Annotated in this window: 11 protein-coding genes and 1 tRNA gene; 5 read left to right on the top strand and 7 right to left on the bottom strand. The window is 69.0% G+C overall.

Features of this window, described 5'->3' with window-relative positions; translation table 11 throughout:
• Window positions 1-17: 17 nt before the first annotated feature.
• Window positions 18-989, bottom strand: coding sequence for a S1C family serine protease (locus tag NBY65_RS27030; RefSeq protein ID WP_150045367.1), 972 nt, complete (start codon window positions 987-989; stop codon window positions 18-20).
• A 348-nt stretch (window positions 990-1337) separates the two neighbouring features.
• Window positions 1338-2105, bottom strand: a complete 768-nt coding sequence (locus NBY65_RS27025) for an SDR family NAD(P)-dependent oxidoreductase (protein WP_150045368.1) — start codon at window positions 2103-2105, stop codon at window positions 1338-1340.
• Window positions 2106-2560: 455 nt separating this feature from the next.
• Between NBY65_RS27025 and NBY65_RS27020 the strand changes: the two genes are divergently transcribed.
• Window positions 2561-5689: an acetoacetate--CoA ligase gene (locus tag NBY65_RS27020; RefSeq protein ID WP_150045369.1), complete on the top strand. Its 3129-nt coding sequence runs from the start codon at window positions 2561-2563 to the stop codon at window positions 5687-5689.
• Here the strand turns inward: NBY65_RS27020 and NBY65_RS27015 are convergent.
• On the bottom strand, window positions 5670-6545 hold the full coding sequence (locus NBY65_RS27015) for an aldose 1-epimerase (RefSeq protein WP_162530869.1): 876 nt from the start codon (window positions 6543-6545) through the stop codon (window positions 5670-5672). The genes NBY65_RS27020 and NBY65_RS27015 overlap by 20 nt on opposite strands.
• A 410-nt stretch (window positions 6546-6955) precedes the next feature.
• Between NBY65_RS27015 and NBY65_RS27010 the strand changes: the two genes are divergently transcribed.
• The 4 genes from NBY65_RS27010 (at window position 6956) to serA (ending at window position 11391) form a co-directional block, all read left to right on the top strand.
• Window positions 6956-8119, top strand: a complete 1164-nt coding sequence (locus tag NBY65_RS27010) for a RidA family protein (protein WP_150045371.1) — start codon at window positions 6956-6958, stop codon at window positions 8117-8119.
• Between the two features lie 74 nt (window positions 8120-8193).
• Entirely contained in the window at window positions 8194-8883 is a 690-nt protein-coding gene (locus tag NBY65_RS27005; protein WP_150045372.1) for a 2OG-Fe(II) oxygenase, read from the top strand.
• 7 nt (window positions 8884-8890) lie between these two features.
• Entirely contained in the window at window positions 8891-9565 is a 675-nt protein-coding gene (locus NBY65_RS27000) for a 2OG-Fe(II) oxygenase (protein ID WP_150045373.1), read from the top strand.
• Window positions 9566-10149: 584 nt separating this feature from the next.
• Complete coding sequence (serA, locus tag NBY65_RS26995) at window positions 10150-11391, top strand: phosphoglycerate dehydrogenase (protein ID WP_150045374.1); 1242 nt, start codon at window positions 10150-10152, stop codon at window positions 11389-11391.
• Between the two features lie 14 nt (window positions 11392-11405).
• On the opposite strand, the gene NBY65_RS26990 is transcribed toward serA, so the two are convergent.
• From NBY65_RS26990 to NBY65_RS26975, 4 genes are all read right to left on the bottom strand, one after another.
• A tRNA-Leu gene (locus NBY65_RS26990) sits at window positions 11406-11492 on the bottom strand.
• Window positions 11493-11571: 79 nt separating this feature from the next.
• Window positions 11572-12864 (bottom strand): O-acetylhomoserine aminocarboxypropyltransferase/cysteine synthase family protein, encoded by a 1293-nt coding sequence (locus tag NBY65_RS26985; protein ID WP_150043972.1) that lies wholly within the window; start codon window positions 12862-12864, stop codon window positions 11572-11574.
• A 227-nt stretch (window positions 12865-13091) separates the two neighbouring features.
• Window positions 13092-13334, bottom strand: a complete 243-nt coding sequence (locus tag NBY65_RS26980; RefSeq protein WP_150043970.1) for a hypothetical protein — start codon at window positions 13332-13334, stop codon at window positions 13092-13094.
• 79 nt (window positions 13335-13413) lie between these two features.
• Window positions 13414-13854, bottom strand: a complete 441-nt coding sequence (locus NBY65_RS26975; protein ID WP_150043968.1) for an NUDIX hydrolase — start codon at window positions 13852-13854, stop codon at window positions 13414-13416.
• Between the last annotated feature and the right edge of the window lies 1 nt (window position 13855).

Here is a 13855-nt window from a genome sequence, read left to right as displayed (position 1 = left end):
CCGCCCCGGCCGGGGGATCAATGCAGCCTCGGCCCGCGCAGGAAGGACATGCGGTCGGCGGACATCACGCAGACCGTCTGGGTGCTGCCGTCGCGGTTGACGCGCAGCACCACCGGGGCGCCGGCGGTGCCGGTCGACCACACTTTCCGCCATAGCGAGGCGAGGTCGGTGATGCTTTCCTCGCCCACGCCGATGATGCGGTCGCCCTGCAGCAGGCCGGCGCGTTCGGCGGGGCCCTTGGTGGCGGTGCCGCCGATGACGATGCCGCCGTCGCTCTCCATGGCGTACAGGCCGAGCCAGGGGCGGGGCGGGGCCTTGGGGCGGCCGAGGGTGAGGATGTCGTCCAGGATCGGCGGCAGCAGGCCGATCGGCACGATCATGTTCAGGTCCATCCGGCGCTTGCCGTCGCCCTGCTGCAGGATCAGCGAGCCGATCCCGAGCAGCTTGCCGTCGCGCCCGAGCAGGGCGGCGCCGCTCCAGAACGGATGCGCCGGGGCGGTGAACAGCGCCTCTTCCAGCAGGTACTCCCAGTAGCCGGCGAATTCCTGCTTGCCGACCACCTTGGTTTCCACCGCCCGTTCGCGTCCGCCGCAGGCGGCGATGATGCCGGTGGTGCCGAGCGTCGCGGCATCCGAGTTCCCGAACTCGACCGCCGGCAGATTGAGCCGCCCCAGTGCCTGCACCAGCCCGAATCCGGTGGCCTGGTCGAAGCCGAGCGCATGCCCGGGCACCGCGCGCCCGTCACCGGTGATCAGCCAGACGGTCTCCGCCTCGGTGATGAGGTAGCCGATGGTCAGCACCAGCCCGTCTTCGCGGATGACGATGCCGCTGCCCGTGCGCTCGGTGCCGAGGGTCGAGGCGGTGAAGGCGTCGGGCGGCACGTTGGCGCGCAGGCCGACCACGGCGCGCAGGGTGCGCTCCAGGTCGAAGCCGTACTCGTCCGGATCCGGCTGCAGGTTGGTCGGGATATCCCAGTCGGGCTCGTCCATGTGTCGGCGCAAATCCTTCGTCGGCTCGCAGACATGTCATACCGTCCGCCTTATGTGTTGGCCCGTCGCAACGGGTCAACGGCGGCTGGCAAAGAGTCTTCAACGGCGGCTGGCAAAGAGTCTTGGGTGGGCGCGCGGCCGCCCCGCCAGCCCTGCGCGCGATGTCGGGTCCCCGGTGTGACGGAAGCGTCACCGGCCGGGCGTCAGCCAGTATAGCGGAAGCCGCCGGGGCGACAAAACCCGGGGCGGGTGCATCGCCCGGCGGGGGATCGGGGCGGGATCCCCGGCGATGCCGACGGCCGGACACGTTGGCGCGAGCCGCACCGCGCGGGGGCGGCCCGGTGAGGTCTAAAGTGCCGCGGAGGCGCCGCCATCGACCGTCAGCACCGATCCGGTGACGAAGGAGGCCGCGTCCGAGGCCAGGAAAACCACCGCGCCGCCAAGCTCGGCGGGGTCGCCCCAGCGATGCATCGGGGTGGCATCGATGACCCATTGGTTCAACACCGGATCGTCCTGCACCGGCCCGGTCGCATCGGTCGGGAAGTAGCCGGGCGCGATCGCGTTCACGGTGACGCCGGCGGTGGCGACTTCCACCGCGAGCGCGCGCACCAGGCCGTGCAGCCCCGCCTTGGCGGCGACATAGGCGGGAATCGTCGGCCTGGCACGGTCGCCCATGATCGAGGAGGTCAGGATGATCCGGCCATGCCCCTGCGGGATCATCAGCCGCAGCGCCTCGCGGGCGCAGCGGAAGCAGGAACTGAGGTCGGTCTCCAGCACCTGGTGCCAGTCGGCGTCGCTGAATTCCAGCACCGGCTTGCGGATGATGCCGCCGGCATTGCCGACCAGGATGTCGAGCCGGCCATGCGCCTCGGTGATCTCGGCGAAGGCATCCTGCACGGCGGGGCCGTCGGCGACGTCGAAATACAGGATCTCGGCGGCCGGCGTGCCGCGTTCGGCGAGCGTCGCGGCGCGGGCGGCGAGGGCGGCATGGTCGCGGCCATGCAGCAGCAGGCGCGCGCCGCTCGCGGCGAGCGCCTGTGCCATGGCCCAGCCGAGCCCGCGCGAAGACCCGGTGACGAGGGCGAGGCGGCCGGTGAGGTCGAAATTCGGCTTCATGGCAGGACTCCTCCGGGGGGCGGCGCTTGGGCGGGCCGCTTGCCCTGGCCGATTGTGCCTCCCCCGCCACATCCGGCGTCAAGGCTCGCCAGGCCGTGCACACGGCCCCGCCACGCTCACGTCGGCGGGAGCCGCCGCCGGCCCAGGCCGCACGGGACGGACGGGCGAGGGGGGCGGGAAATGGCCATATCGAGGCGATTGCTCATCTGCAATTGATTGCACTGCGTGATCGTGACGGCATCTGGCATTTCCGCCAACAAAATTAAAGGCAAGTCCATAAATTAAACGCGTTGTTGCGAATGGAACCATATAGTCTGCGTTGCGTTAACCGCATCGCGTCGTAGGAATATATTTTCCAGTTACAACTTGACGCCGAGATGATTAAGAAAAATCATTCTAAGTAGTACAGTAGTGCATCTATATTATTCTAACTCTTCAGGCGAGGAGATCGGCTTTTGTCTTTCGCTATGCGCGATATCGAGGACAAGCGCCCTTTTCTGCGGATCACCGGCCGCAAGGCGGCCGCGCCGGCACCGATGTGGGTTCCCGATCCCCTGGCGGTCGCCGGCTCGGCCTTGAGCGATTTCATGGCGTTCTGCCGCAGCAGGAGCCGGCTCGATCTGGCCGACCCCGCCGCGCTGCATCGCTTTTCGGTCGAACGGTTCCAGACCTTCTGGGGGTATTTCCTCGACTGGTCGCAGCCACTGCATGAAGGGGAAAGCGAGGTCGTCTGCACCAGCCAGAGCTGCGAGACCGCCCGCTTCTTCCCGGGCCTGCGGCTGTCCTATGCCGAGAACCTGCTCGCCGCGCGGGCGCCCGGGGATGATGAGCGACCGGCGATCATCGCCTGCCACGCCGATGCCCCGCCTGAGATCCTGACCCGCGCGCAGTTGCGCCACCGGGTGCAACATGTCGCCGGCGGGCTGCGCCGGCTCGGGATCGGGCCGGGGGACCGCGTCGCGGCGATCGCGGGCAATGGCTGGCAACCGGTGGTGGCCGCCCTCGCCTCCAGCATGCTCGGCGCGAGCTTCTCCGCCGCCGCCCCGGACATGGGGGCGGAGGCCGTGCTCGACCGTTTCGGCGAACTCGAACCGGTCCTGCTGTTCTGCGACGGCGCCACCGATCCGCGCCGCGGCGAGCGGCTTGCCGCGATCATTGCCGGCCTGCCGGGCCTGCGCGGCGTGGTCACGCTCGATGACGGCGCGGCCGTCGCCGCCGGCTGTCCGGTGCATCGCCTGCACGACCTCGCCGCCGGCCCGGCGGAAGGCCGCTGGCAGCGCTTTCCCTTCGATCATCCACTGTTCGTGCTGTTCTCCTCCGGCACCACGGGCCGGCCCAAATGCATTGTGCACGGCGCCGGCGGGACGCTGCTCGAGCATCTGAAGGAGCATCGCCTGCACGGCGATCTCGGGCGGTCGGACCGGCTGTTCTTCCAGACTTCCTGCGCCTGGATGATGTGGAACTGGCAGCTCTCGGCGCTCGCCACCGGGGCCGGCATCGTCGTGTACGACGGCCCGGTGACCGGCCCCGGAACGCTGTGGGACATCGTCGCCGCCCAGCGGGTCACGCGCTTCGGCACCAGCCCGGCCTATCTGCGGCTGTGCCAGGAACGCGACTACGTGCCCGCGCGGGCCCATGACCTTTCGGCCCTGCGCGGCGTGATGTCCACCGGCTCGATCCTGTACGATGACCAGTTCGACTGGGTGATGCAGGCGGTCGGACGGGTGCCGGTGCAGTCGATCTCGGGCGGCACCGACATCATCGGCTGCTTCGTGCTCGGCAATCCCAACCTGCCGGTCTGGCGCGGCGAGGCACAGTGCCGCAGCCTCGGCCTCGACGTGCAAGCCGTCGACGCAAGCGGGGCGACAGTGCTGGACCAGGTCGGCGAACTGGTCTGCCGCACGCCGTTTCCCTCGCGGCCGATCGCCTTCCTCGGCGATTCCGACGGCGGCCGGTTCCACGGCGCCTATTTCGCCCGCACCCCGGGGGTGTGGACGCATGGCGACCTGGTCTCGTTCACGCCGCACGGCACCGCCCGGCTGTACGGGCGCTCGGACGGGGTGATCAACGTGCGGGGCATCCGCATCGGCCCGGCCGAGTTCGACGCGGCGTTGCGCGATGTCACCGAGCTGCGCGCCTGCCTCGGCGTCGAGCAGGCGGCGCCGGAGGAGCCGGGGGGCACCCGCCTCGTGCTGCTGGTCGCGCTGCAGCCGGGCGTGACGCTGGACGCGACGCTGCAGCGGCGGATCCGCGCGGCGCTGGCGCGCCGGGCCTCGCCGGCGCATGTGCCCGCCGTGATCGCGGCAATCCCGGACATGCCGACCACGCACAGCGGCAAGCGTTCCGAGCGGGCCGCGCATGACGCCGTCAACCGCCGCCCCGCCGGCAACCGCGCGGCGCTGCGCAATCCCGACGTGCTCGACCTGATCGCCAGCCATCCTGACCTGCATGGGGCAGGTGGGCCGGCGGCGCCCGTCATGGCGGACCGCGGAACGCCGCTGGAGCGGCTCACCGCGATCTGGGAGAGCGTGCTCGGCATCGCCCCGATCGGGCTCGATGACAATTTCTTCGATCTCGGCGGGCATTCGCTGACCGCGCTGCGCATCGCCGACGCGGTCACGGCGAGCTTCGGGCAGGCACTGCCGGTGACGGCGCTGCTGCGGGCACCGACCATCGCCGGCCTCGTCGCCCTGCTTGAACAGAACCAACCCGGGGGCAACACGGTCGCCGAGCTTCGGCCCGGCGGCTTTCCGCCGCTGTTCGTCGTGCCCAGCATCGCCGGCACCGTGATCGAGATGTACCGCGTGCTGTCGGCGCTGAACGCGGGGCGGGCCGTCTATGCGCTGCAGGCGCGCGGGGTGGACGGGACCGAGCCACGGCGACGGATCGACGAAATGGCCGCGGACTACATCTCCGGCATGCGCTCGGTGCAGAAGCAGGGGCCCTATGCCTTCGTCGGCTATTCCTTCGGCGGGCTGGTCGCCTACGAGATGGCCTGCCAACTGCGCGCGCAAGGCGAGCAGGTCGCCCTGGTCGCGCTGATCGACAGCGGCATCCACCCGCGGAATCTTTCGACGCGCGGCTGGCTCGGGTTCCACGCCAGGGTACTGCGCCACGTGGTCCGGCAACTGCACAGCGCCAGCAGCCGGGAACTGCGCCAACTGGCGTCGCGGGTGACGCATGGGGTGGGACGGAAGGTGCAGCAGGTCCTGGGCCGGCCGAGCCGGGTGCGCAGCGTGGCCGGGCACGCGCTGCCGCCGGCCTTGCAACGGGTCAGGGCGGCCGCCGGCTTCGCCTATGCGCGTTACCGGCTGCCGCCTTATCCCGGAAAGGTGGTGTTCTTCCGCGCCACCCGGCGCGATCCCCTGTATTGCGAGCCGGTCGAGATCCTGGCCCACCGCAGCGGCGCGGTGGAGGTGTACCACCTTCCCGGCGACCATGCCGACATGGTCGAAGGCAACAATGCGGTTAACCTGGCCGGCCGGCTCGATACCCTGCTCGGCAGGCCGCAGGACGCGGACGTCGCCTCTCCCGGCCCCGGCGGGCCGGGAAGCGGCGCCCAGGTCAGAGCGTCTCCAACGTGAAGGTGACCCGCCCGCGCAGCGTGTCGCCCGATTCGAGCACGGTGAAGCCGTGGTCCTTGCCGTCGAGCCGGTTGAGGCCGTCGTTCATGTTGGACACCGGCTCGACGCAGAAATAGTCGCGCCCGGGCGGCACGTAGACCACCAGGTGGCGGAACACCGGGTCGGCGGTGATGGTCAGCGCCAGCTTCGCCTCCGGCCAGGTCAGCCGAACCGGCCGCGTCCAGTCGACGAAGCAATCATCGATGCCCTCGACCGGGGCACGCGCGGTTGAATGGTCCCATTCGGCGGGCACCGCGGTGCGTTCGCCCGGCACCGCCTCGCCCGGCCGCTTGCGCCAGACCCCGCCGGCCTGGAACTGCAGCGTGCAGCCCGGGGTGCGCGGGAAATAGGGGTGCAGGCCGAAGGCGACCGGGGCGGCATGGGTGTGGGTGTTGGTGATCTCCATGTCGCAGATCAGCCGGTCGGGCTGCAGCTCGAAATTCTGCTCGGCCCGGAACGAGAACGGCCAGAGCGGCCCCGGGATATGGTCGAGCACCAGGATGGCGTCGTCCGGATCGGCATCGGCGACGCGCCAGGGCTCCTTCCAGCCGGCGCCATGGATGGCGGCGCCGTCCAGCAGGGCCGGCAACTCGTGCGTCATGCCGCGCCAGGGAAAGCGGCGGCCGGCGACGCGGCCGGAGAAGGGGAACAGCGGGAAGCAGCCCAGCCCCCGCGCGTTCTTCTGCGCCAGCGCGTCCTCCTGCACCGGTCGCAGGATGGACACGTCGCCCCGCGTCCAGGAGGCGATGGCGCCGCCGATCTCGGGGGCGAGGGTGAGCGTGCAGTCGCCGGCGGCGATCTCGAGAAGCTCTGTCATGGGTCTGGCTCCAGGCGCAGCGTATGCCCGGCCGCCTGTGCCGCGGCCAGGCCGGAAGGAGGGCGGAACATGCCCCCTTCCGGGCCCTTGCGGTAGGGGGCCCGCGTCGCGGCCAGGGCGGACGGATGCGCGACCCGGCGCGCGCCGGTGGAGGCAGGGTGAAACCATCGCGCTAGAATAATAACGCGAATGATCCTGGAAATACTTCCACCATAAGAAAGACCTGGATGGTAATGTTATTACAGATATAATGATTTTGACCGAGATCAACGACGCTCGCGTGCATGGAATTTTAAGCGAATCGCCGAAGAGCTGAGCATTTGCGCGGATTCGTGCCGGCGTGATCGGCCTCACCGGGGCTGGCGAGTCGGCTGCTCTTGCGTCCCTCCGTACAGACAGGGAGACGATTGATGCACGGATGTGTCGGAGCCAGGACGGCGAGCCGCAGTTTCACCGGCAGTTCCGGCGGCACCGAGCATGTCATCATCGTCGAGGCCCTCCCGGGCCCGGATTTCGCCGAGCAGCTCGAGGCCGTGGCCCGTGCCTATGCCGAGATGCAGCGGCGCCTGGAGCTTGACGCCGCGACCGCGGTGTTCCGTCGCCTGCACGTGAGCGACGTGATGAACCAGGCGGTACAACTGCGCGCCAGCCCGCTCTGCGACGATCCCGCCAGCGGGCCGGTGGCGGTGTCGGTGGTGCAGCAGCCGCCGCTGCCGGGCAGCAAGCTCGCGCTGCTGGCGTATCATGTCGCCGCCCCGGGGATGGCGAAGCGGCGCATTTCCCCCCGCCACCTGCTGGTCGGGAAGGCGGAGCTCGGTCATCTCTGGAGCACCGGGCTGTGCGTGGGCGAAGCCCCGCCACCGGCCGACGCCACGGCCCAGACCCGCGCGGCCTTCGACGAACTGGTCGGGACGCTGGCGGGGCAGGGCGGCACGCTGGCGGAAAACGCCGTGCGCACCTGGATCTATGTCAAGGACGTGGACGTGCTCTACCAGGACATGGTGGACACGCGCACGCCGCTGCTGGCCCGCCACGGCCTGACCACCGAGACCCATTACATCGCCGCCACCGGGATCGAGGGCGCCTGCGGCGGGCGCCACGACGTCATTGCCATGGACGCCTATTCGGTGCTCGGCCTGGTGCCCGGACAGGTCACCTATTTGAACGATTTCAGCCGGCTCTGCCCCACCAAGGATTACGACGTGACCTTCGAGCGGGGCACCCGCGTCGGCTATGCCGATCGTGCGCACCACTTCATTTCGGGAACCGCCAGCATCGATCACCTCGGACGCGTCGTGCATCCGGGCGACGTGATCCGCCAGCTCGACCGCACGCTCGGGAACGTCGAGGCGCTGCTGCAGAGCGGCGCCGCTTCGCTCGAGGACCTGATGTACCTGCTGGTCTATCTGCGCGATCCCACCGATTCCGACCGTGTGCAGTGGCATCTGCGCGCGCGCCTTCCGCATCTGCCCATCCTGATGGTGCAGGGGCCCGTCTGCCGGCCGGAATGGCTGGTGGAGGTGGAGGGCATCGCCATCACCGCCCAGAGCCAGCCGTTCCTGCCGGATTTCTAGAGGCCCGGTCACGTCGGATGCCACCGGACCCCCGTTCGTGCCGTCCCCAGCCTGAACTCGCAGGGAGATGCCCGATGCAGAAGGACGACGCCCCCTTCACCATGCTCGACGAGGCCGCCATCGCGGCGGCGGAGCTGCACCGCGAGCCGTATGACTACAGCTATGTGGACCAGGCGATCCCGCTGACCCACAAGGACGCGGTGCTTGCCGACGCCCCGCAGATTCCCTGGCGCGGCAGCTACGGTCTGCCCGACCTGAAATACGGGCCGGCTTTCGGCGCGGTTATCCAGGACCTGCTGAGCCCGCGTTTCCGCAGGCTGGTGGAGCGGAAATTCGACATCGACCTCAGCCAGCGCCCGCCCTGCATCGTCATGATGGGCAACACCACCGGCGCCTACAACGAGGGCTACGCCCATCCGGATTCGAAGCACAAGATCATCACCGTGATCGTCGGCTTCAGCCGGGAATGGCCCTATGAGCATGGCCGCCTGCGCGTGCTGCGCAGCAACGACCGCGAGGACTACGCCTTCGAGTTCCCGCCCGAGTTCGGCCGCATCCTGATGTTCCGCGTCTCCGACAAGTCCTGGCACGGCTTCCTGCCGCAGAAGGGCGAGCGCATGAGCCTGCAGCTCTGCTACGTCGATTCCGAGTGGTACGTGCGCAAGGAATACTGGCGGCACAGCGTCAGCGCCTTTGCCAAGTCGGTGGGGCCGCTGCGGCAGGTGCTGCAATGGGCGCCGCGGCGCCTGCCCTGGGCCTCGTGAGGTGACCATGTATCCCCCCGTTCCCAGGCTCGACACGGTCGTGCACCATTTCGTCGCGGCGCTGCACAAATCCCACCAGGCGGAATGGCCGTACCGGCACTGGCGGCTGTCGAACGTGTTCCCGGTCGATCTCTGCACCGGCATCCTGACGCTGCCGATCGCCCCTCCGGCGCTGGGCGTCACCGACGGCACGCGCGGCAGCTACAATGACCGCCGCACCTTCTTCACGCCGCGGTTGCTGGAAAAATTCCCCAGCTGCGCCGTGCTGGCCGAGGCGCTGCAACAGCCCGAGGTGGCGCGGCTGCTGGCCGAGACCCTGCATGCGGACCTCGCCGGCGGCTACCTGCGCATCGAATACATCCAGGACACCGATGGCGCCTGGCTGGAACCGCACCGCGACATTCCGGAAAAGCTTTTCTCGATGGTGGTGTACCTGTTCACCGGGCCGGATGCGGCGGAATGGGGCACCGACATCTACGATGCCGACCGGCGCTGGGTTGCCCGCTCTTCCGGGGAGTTCAATTCCGGCGTGATCTTCATCGCCGGGCCGGATACCTGGCATGGCTTCGAGCGCCGGCAGATCATCGGCGTGCGGCGGCTGATGGAAGTCAATTACGTCCGGCCGAGCTGGCGCGACCGCGACCAGCTTTGCTTCCCGGATCGTCCGGTCTCGCTGGCATAACCCAAAAACGATTGCGGCGCCGCTCCGTCAGTCTGGAGCGGCGCCGCATCATAATGGCTCGGGCGGTAGGATTCGAACCTACGACCAATCGGTTCGGTCTGTTGCCGCGATTCCTCGCGGTGCCGGACTATGTCTTCACCCTCGGCGTGACCGTTAGGGTGTCGGGCGCTCGTGGGCGGGTTATTGGATGGGCTCCTCACCGCCTAGTCTCTACACCTTCCAGACGACCTTTATGCCCTTCGTCTGGCTTGGCTCGGCGTTGCCCTCGTCTCGCGACGGTGGGGTTCCACCGAATTCACCCGATTTTCGACTGAGGTCTCCCTCTGAAGTGTCAAAAATTTAACAGCCGATTGCTCTACCGCTGAGCTACGCCCGACCATGGGCGGGTGTTTAGTTGGCCCGGCGGACGCGGTCAACAGGGAGATTTCAGCCGGACGGCGCGGGGCAGACCGGCGCACCGAGCCGATCAACCGGGCTGTTCGCGACTCTGCACCGCCTGCCATGGCAGGCAGGCTGGGCCTCGTCTTGCCTGGTTAGGACGGTCCCGCTATCGGGGGAGGCCACCTCCGTCCAGGACCTGCCGCATGTCCCAGAGCGTTCCCTCCATTGCCTCGTCCGGGCAACTCCGCGTCCTGCTGCTCGAAGGCATCGCCGACAGCGCGACCGCGCTGTTCGCCCGCGCCGGCTTCGCCCATGTGGAACGCCGCGCCGGGGCGCTGCAGGGCGCGGCGCTGGCCGAGGCGTTGCGGGGCGTGCATTTGCTGGGCATCCGCAGCCGCACCCGGCTCGACGAAGCGGCTCTCGCCGCCGCGGACTCCCTGCTGGCGGTGGGATGCTTCTGCATCGGCACCAACCAGGTGGACCTGCGCACCGCCCGCGAGCAGGCCATTCCGGTCTTCAATGCCCCGTTCAGCAACACGCGCAGCGTCGCCGAGCTGGTGATGGGGGAAATCGTCATGCTGCTGCGCCGCATCCCCGACCGCAGCCGCGCCGCCCACCAGGGTGGCTGGGACAAGAGCGCCGCCAATTCCTGGGAGGTGCGCGGCAAGACGCTGGGCATCGTCGGCTACGGCAATATCGGCAGCCAGCTCGCCGCCCTGGCCGAGGCCTTCGGCATGCGCGTGCTGTACCACGACATCGCCATCAAGCTGCCGCGCGGCAACGTGCAGATCTCGGCGGGGCTGGCGGCGCTGCTGGCCGAATGCGACGTGGTCAGCCTGCACGTGCCGGAAACCCCCGATACGGTGGGGCTGATCGGGCGCGATGAAATCGCGGCGATGAAGCCGGGCAGCTTCCTCATCAACAACAGCCGCGGCACCGTGGTCGATCTCGACGCGCTGGCGACGGCGCTGCGGTCGGGACACCTGCTCGGCGCCGCGGTGGACGTCTTCCCGGTGGAACCCACCGGGGACGGGGAGAAGCTGGTGACGCCGCTGCAGGGCCTGCCGAACGTCATCCTGACGCCGCATATCGGCGGCTCGACCATCGAGGCGCAGTGGAACATCGGCGAGGAAGTGGCGCGCAAGCTGATCGACTACGCCGATGCCGGCACCACGCTCGGCGCGGTGAATTTCCCGCAGGTGCAACTGCCGGACCGGGCCCAGAACGCGCGCTACATCCATGTGCATCGCAACGTGCCGGGCATGCTCGGGCAGGTGAACCTGGTGTTCAGCCGGCGCGGCCTGAACATCGCCGCGCAGTACCTGCAGACCGAAGGCGATCTGGGTTACGTCGTCATCGAGGCCGAGGGCCAGGCCGCCGCGGCCGAGGTGCTGGCCGACCTGCAGGCGATCGAGGGGACGATCCGCGCCCGGCTGCTGCACTGATGATGGGGGTGATGTGGTGGCCCTCCCCGGATTCGAACCGGGACGCCCGCAAAGGCGCGCGATTTTGAGTCGCGTTCGTCTACCAGTTCCGACAGAGGGCCATGAGGCGCTTCCTAGCACGGGTTGTGCAGGCAACCAACCCCCTCCGGGGTGCGGGGGCCTTGCGGCCCCCGCCTCCGGTCAGGCGCCCACGGCGTCGAGCGCCTGGGCCAGATCGGCGATGATGTCGTCGATATGCTCGATGCCGATCGAAAGCCGGACATAGCCCGGCGACACGCCGGTCGCCGCCTGCTCCTCGACGCTGAGCTGGGAATGGGTGGTGCTCGCCGGGTGGATCGCGAGGCTGCGCGCATCACCGATATTGGCGACGTGGTAGAACAGCTTCAGCTGGTCGATGAAGCGCCGCCCGGCCTCGGCCCCACCGGCGAGTTCGAAGCCGAGCAGCCCGCCCTGGCCGCGGGTCAGGTATTTCCGCGTCCATTCGGCATCCTGGCCGGTGGTGGTGGAGGGGTGGATCACCCGGGTCACTTCCCGGCGTTCCCGCAGGAAGTTCGCCACCGCCAGCGCGTTCTCGCTGTGCGCCTTGACGCGCAGGGCCACGGTCTCGATGCCCTGCAGGATCAGGAAGGCATTGAACGGGCTGAGCGCGGCGCCGAGGTCGCGCAGCAGCGTCACCCGCGCCTTCAGGATATAGGCGATCGGCCCGAGCGGCTTGGCCGCCTGCGACCAGACCGCGCCGTGGTAGCTCGGATCAGGCGTGTTCAGCGCCGGCTGGCGGGCGGCATGGGCTTCCCAGTCGAAATTGCCGCCATCGACGATCAGGCCGCCGATCGAGGTGCCGTGGCCGCCCAGGTATTTGGTCAGCGAGTACACCACCACGGCGGCGCCGTGCTCCAGGGGCTTCACCAGCACCGGGGCGGCGGTGTTGTCGACGATCAGCGGGATGCCGAAGCGCCGGCCGATGGCCGCGACCTCGGCGATCGGGAAGACGCGCAGCTTCGGGTTGGGCAGGGTCTCGGCGTAGTAGGCGCGGGTGCGGTCGTCGGTGGCGCGGGCGAAGGCTTCCGGATCGGAGGGATCGACGAATCGCACCTCGATTCCCTGGTCCTTGAGCGTGTTGGCGAACAGGTTCCAGGTGCCGCCATAGAGGTCGGTCGAGGAGACGATGTTGTCGCCGGCGCGCGCCAGGTTCTGCACCGAGAACGCGCTCGCCGCCTGGCCCGAGGCCAGCGCCAGCGCCGCCACGCCGCCTTCCAGCGCCGCGACGCGCTTTTCCAGCACGTCGTTCGTGGGGTTCATGATGCGGGTGTAGATGTTGCCGAGCGCCTGCAGCCCGAACAGCGCCGCGGCGTTGTCGGCCGATTCGAACTGGTACGAGGTGGTCTGGTAGATCGGCACGGCAACGGCGGTGGTGGCGGGGTCGGCGCGCCAGCCGGCGTGCAGGGCAAGGGTCTCGGGATGGATGCTGGTCATGGCGGCCTCCTCTGGCTCAGCGTGCAGTTGAAGCGCCTTTTACAATTCCGGGCAAGTAATCAGATTATATACTTTTTCAAAAAGTAATTTGCTCCCGCCCTGATCCGTCCCCGCGCGGGTTGCGCCCCTGGACGCAGGCCATGCTGCCGTGTCGGGTCACACGGCAGCAATGCTGTCGCTGCGGGCCAGGGCAGGCCGAGTCGCTGGCGACTCGGCCCACGCCAGGCTCAGCCGTTTTGGCCAGGGTGCTCCCCGGTGCGCCCGAATGCGCCGGGGCGGTCATCCCGGGCGCTGGTCGGCGGCGGTGCATGGCGGTCGCCATGACCGGGCGGCGTGTCGGCGGGCAGTTTTCCCGCTTCCCCATTTAACTTGCGCGCATCGGCCCTGACCACACCGATCGCCGGGTTGACCACCATCGCCAGGATGCTGATGCGATCAATAATCGACGTGAGCCCGAAGAAACCTGCCATCGCGTGACTCTCCCCCCTTGGGTTTGTGTGCAGGACCAACGGGACGGTCAGGGGGAAGTTCACGGTTCGATCGGGGATGTCACACACCAAGCTGCTGGCGGGCGATGCCGATCACCCGATGCACTTCGTCCCACAGCGCGTAGGCGTCCAGGGCATCGAGTCGGGCCCAGACGACCTCGGCCACGTCGTCGCCGGGCGCGAGCACGCCCCCCGCCGGCAGGCCGTAGAAATCGAGGATGGTGTAGTGGTACCGCACCCGGCCGGCCGCGTCGCGGTGGATGGAATCGACGTTGGCGGCAAGCTGCAGCGGGCCAGCGGTGAGCCCGGTCTCTTCCAGCAATTCCCGGCGGGCGGCCTGTTCCGCCGTCTCGCCGAGTTCCTGCGCGCCGCCGGGCAGGGTCCAGGCCCCGAGCGCCGGGGCCTGGCCGCGCCGGGCGAGCAGCACCTCGCCGCCGGCATGCGGACGCAACAGGCAGATGCCGATGCCGACGATGGGCCGGGTGGGGTACTCGCGGCTCACC

The organism is Rhodovastum atsumiense (assembly GCF_937425535.1).
Classification (GTDB): Bacteria; Pseudomonadota; Alphaproteobacteria; order Acetobacterales; family Acetobacteraceae; genus Rhodovastum; species Rhodovastum atsumiense.
This window is presented reverse-complemented; position numbering and strand designations above follow the sequence as displayed.

Bases quoted from the DNA above. Each gene is read 5' to 3' on its own strand.
- NBY65_RS27030 (WP_150045367.1), bottom strand. From the start codon at position 989: ATGGACGAGCCCGACTGGGATATCCCGACCAACCTGCAGCCGGATCCG.
- NBY65_RS27025 (WP_150045368.1), bottom strand. From the start codon at position 2,105: ATGAAGCCGAATTTCGACCTCACCGGCCGCCTCGCCCTCGTCACCGGG.
- NBY65_RS27015 (WP_162530869.1), bottom strand. From the start codon at position 6,545: ATGACAGAGCTTCTCGAGATCGCCGCCGGCGACTGCACGCTCACCCTC.
- NBY65_RS27010 (WP_150045371.1), top strand. From the start codon at position 6,956: ATGCACGGATGTGTCGGAGCCAGGACGGCGAGCCGCAGTTTCACCGGC.
- NBY65_RS27005 (WP_150045372.1), top strand. From the start codon at position 8,194: ATGCAGAAGGACGACGCCCCCTTCACCATGCTCGACGAGGCCGCCATC.
- NBY65_RS27000 (WP_150045373.1), top strand. From the start codon at position 8,891: ATGTATCCCCCCGTTCCCAGGCTCGACACGGTCGTGCACCATTTCGTC.
- serA (WP_150045374.1), top strand. From the start codon at position 10,150: ATGTCCCAGAGCGTTCCCTCCATTGCCTCGTCCGGGCAACTCCGCGTC.
- NBY65_RS26985 (WP_150043972.1), bottom strand. From the start codon at position 12,864: ATGACCAGCATCCATCCCGAGACCCTTGCCCTGCACGCCGGCTGGCGC.
- NBY65_RS26980 (WP_150043970.1), bottom strand. From the start codon at position 13,334: ATGGCAGGTTTCTTCGGGCTCACGTCGATTATTGATCGCATCAGCATC.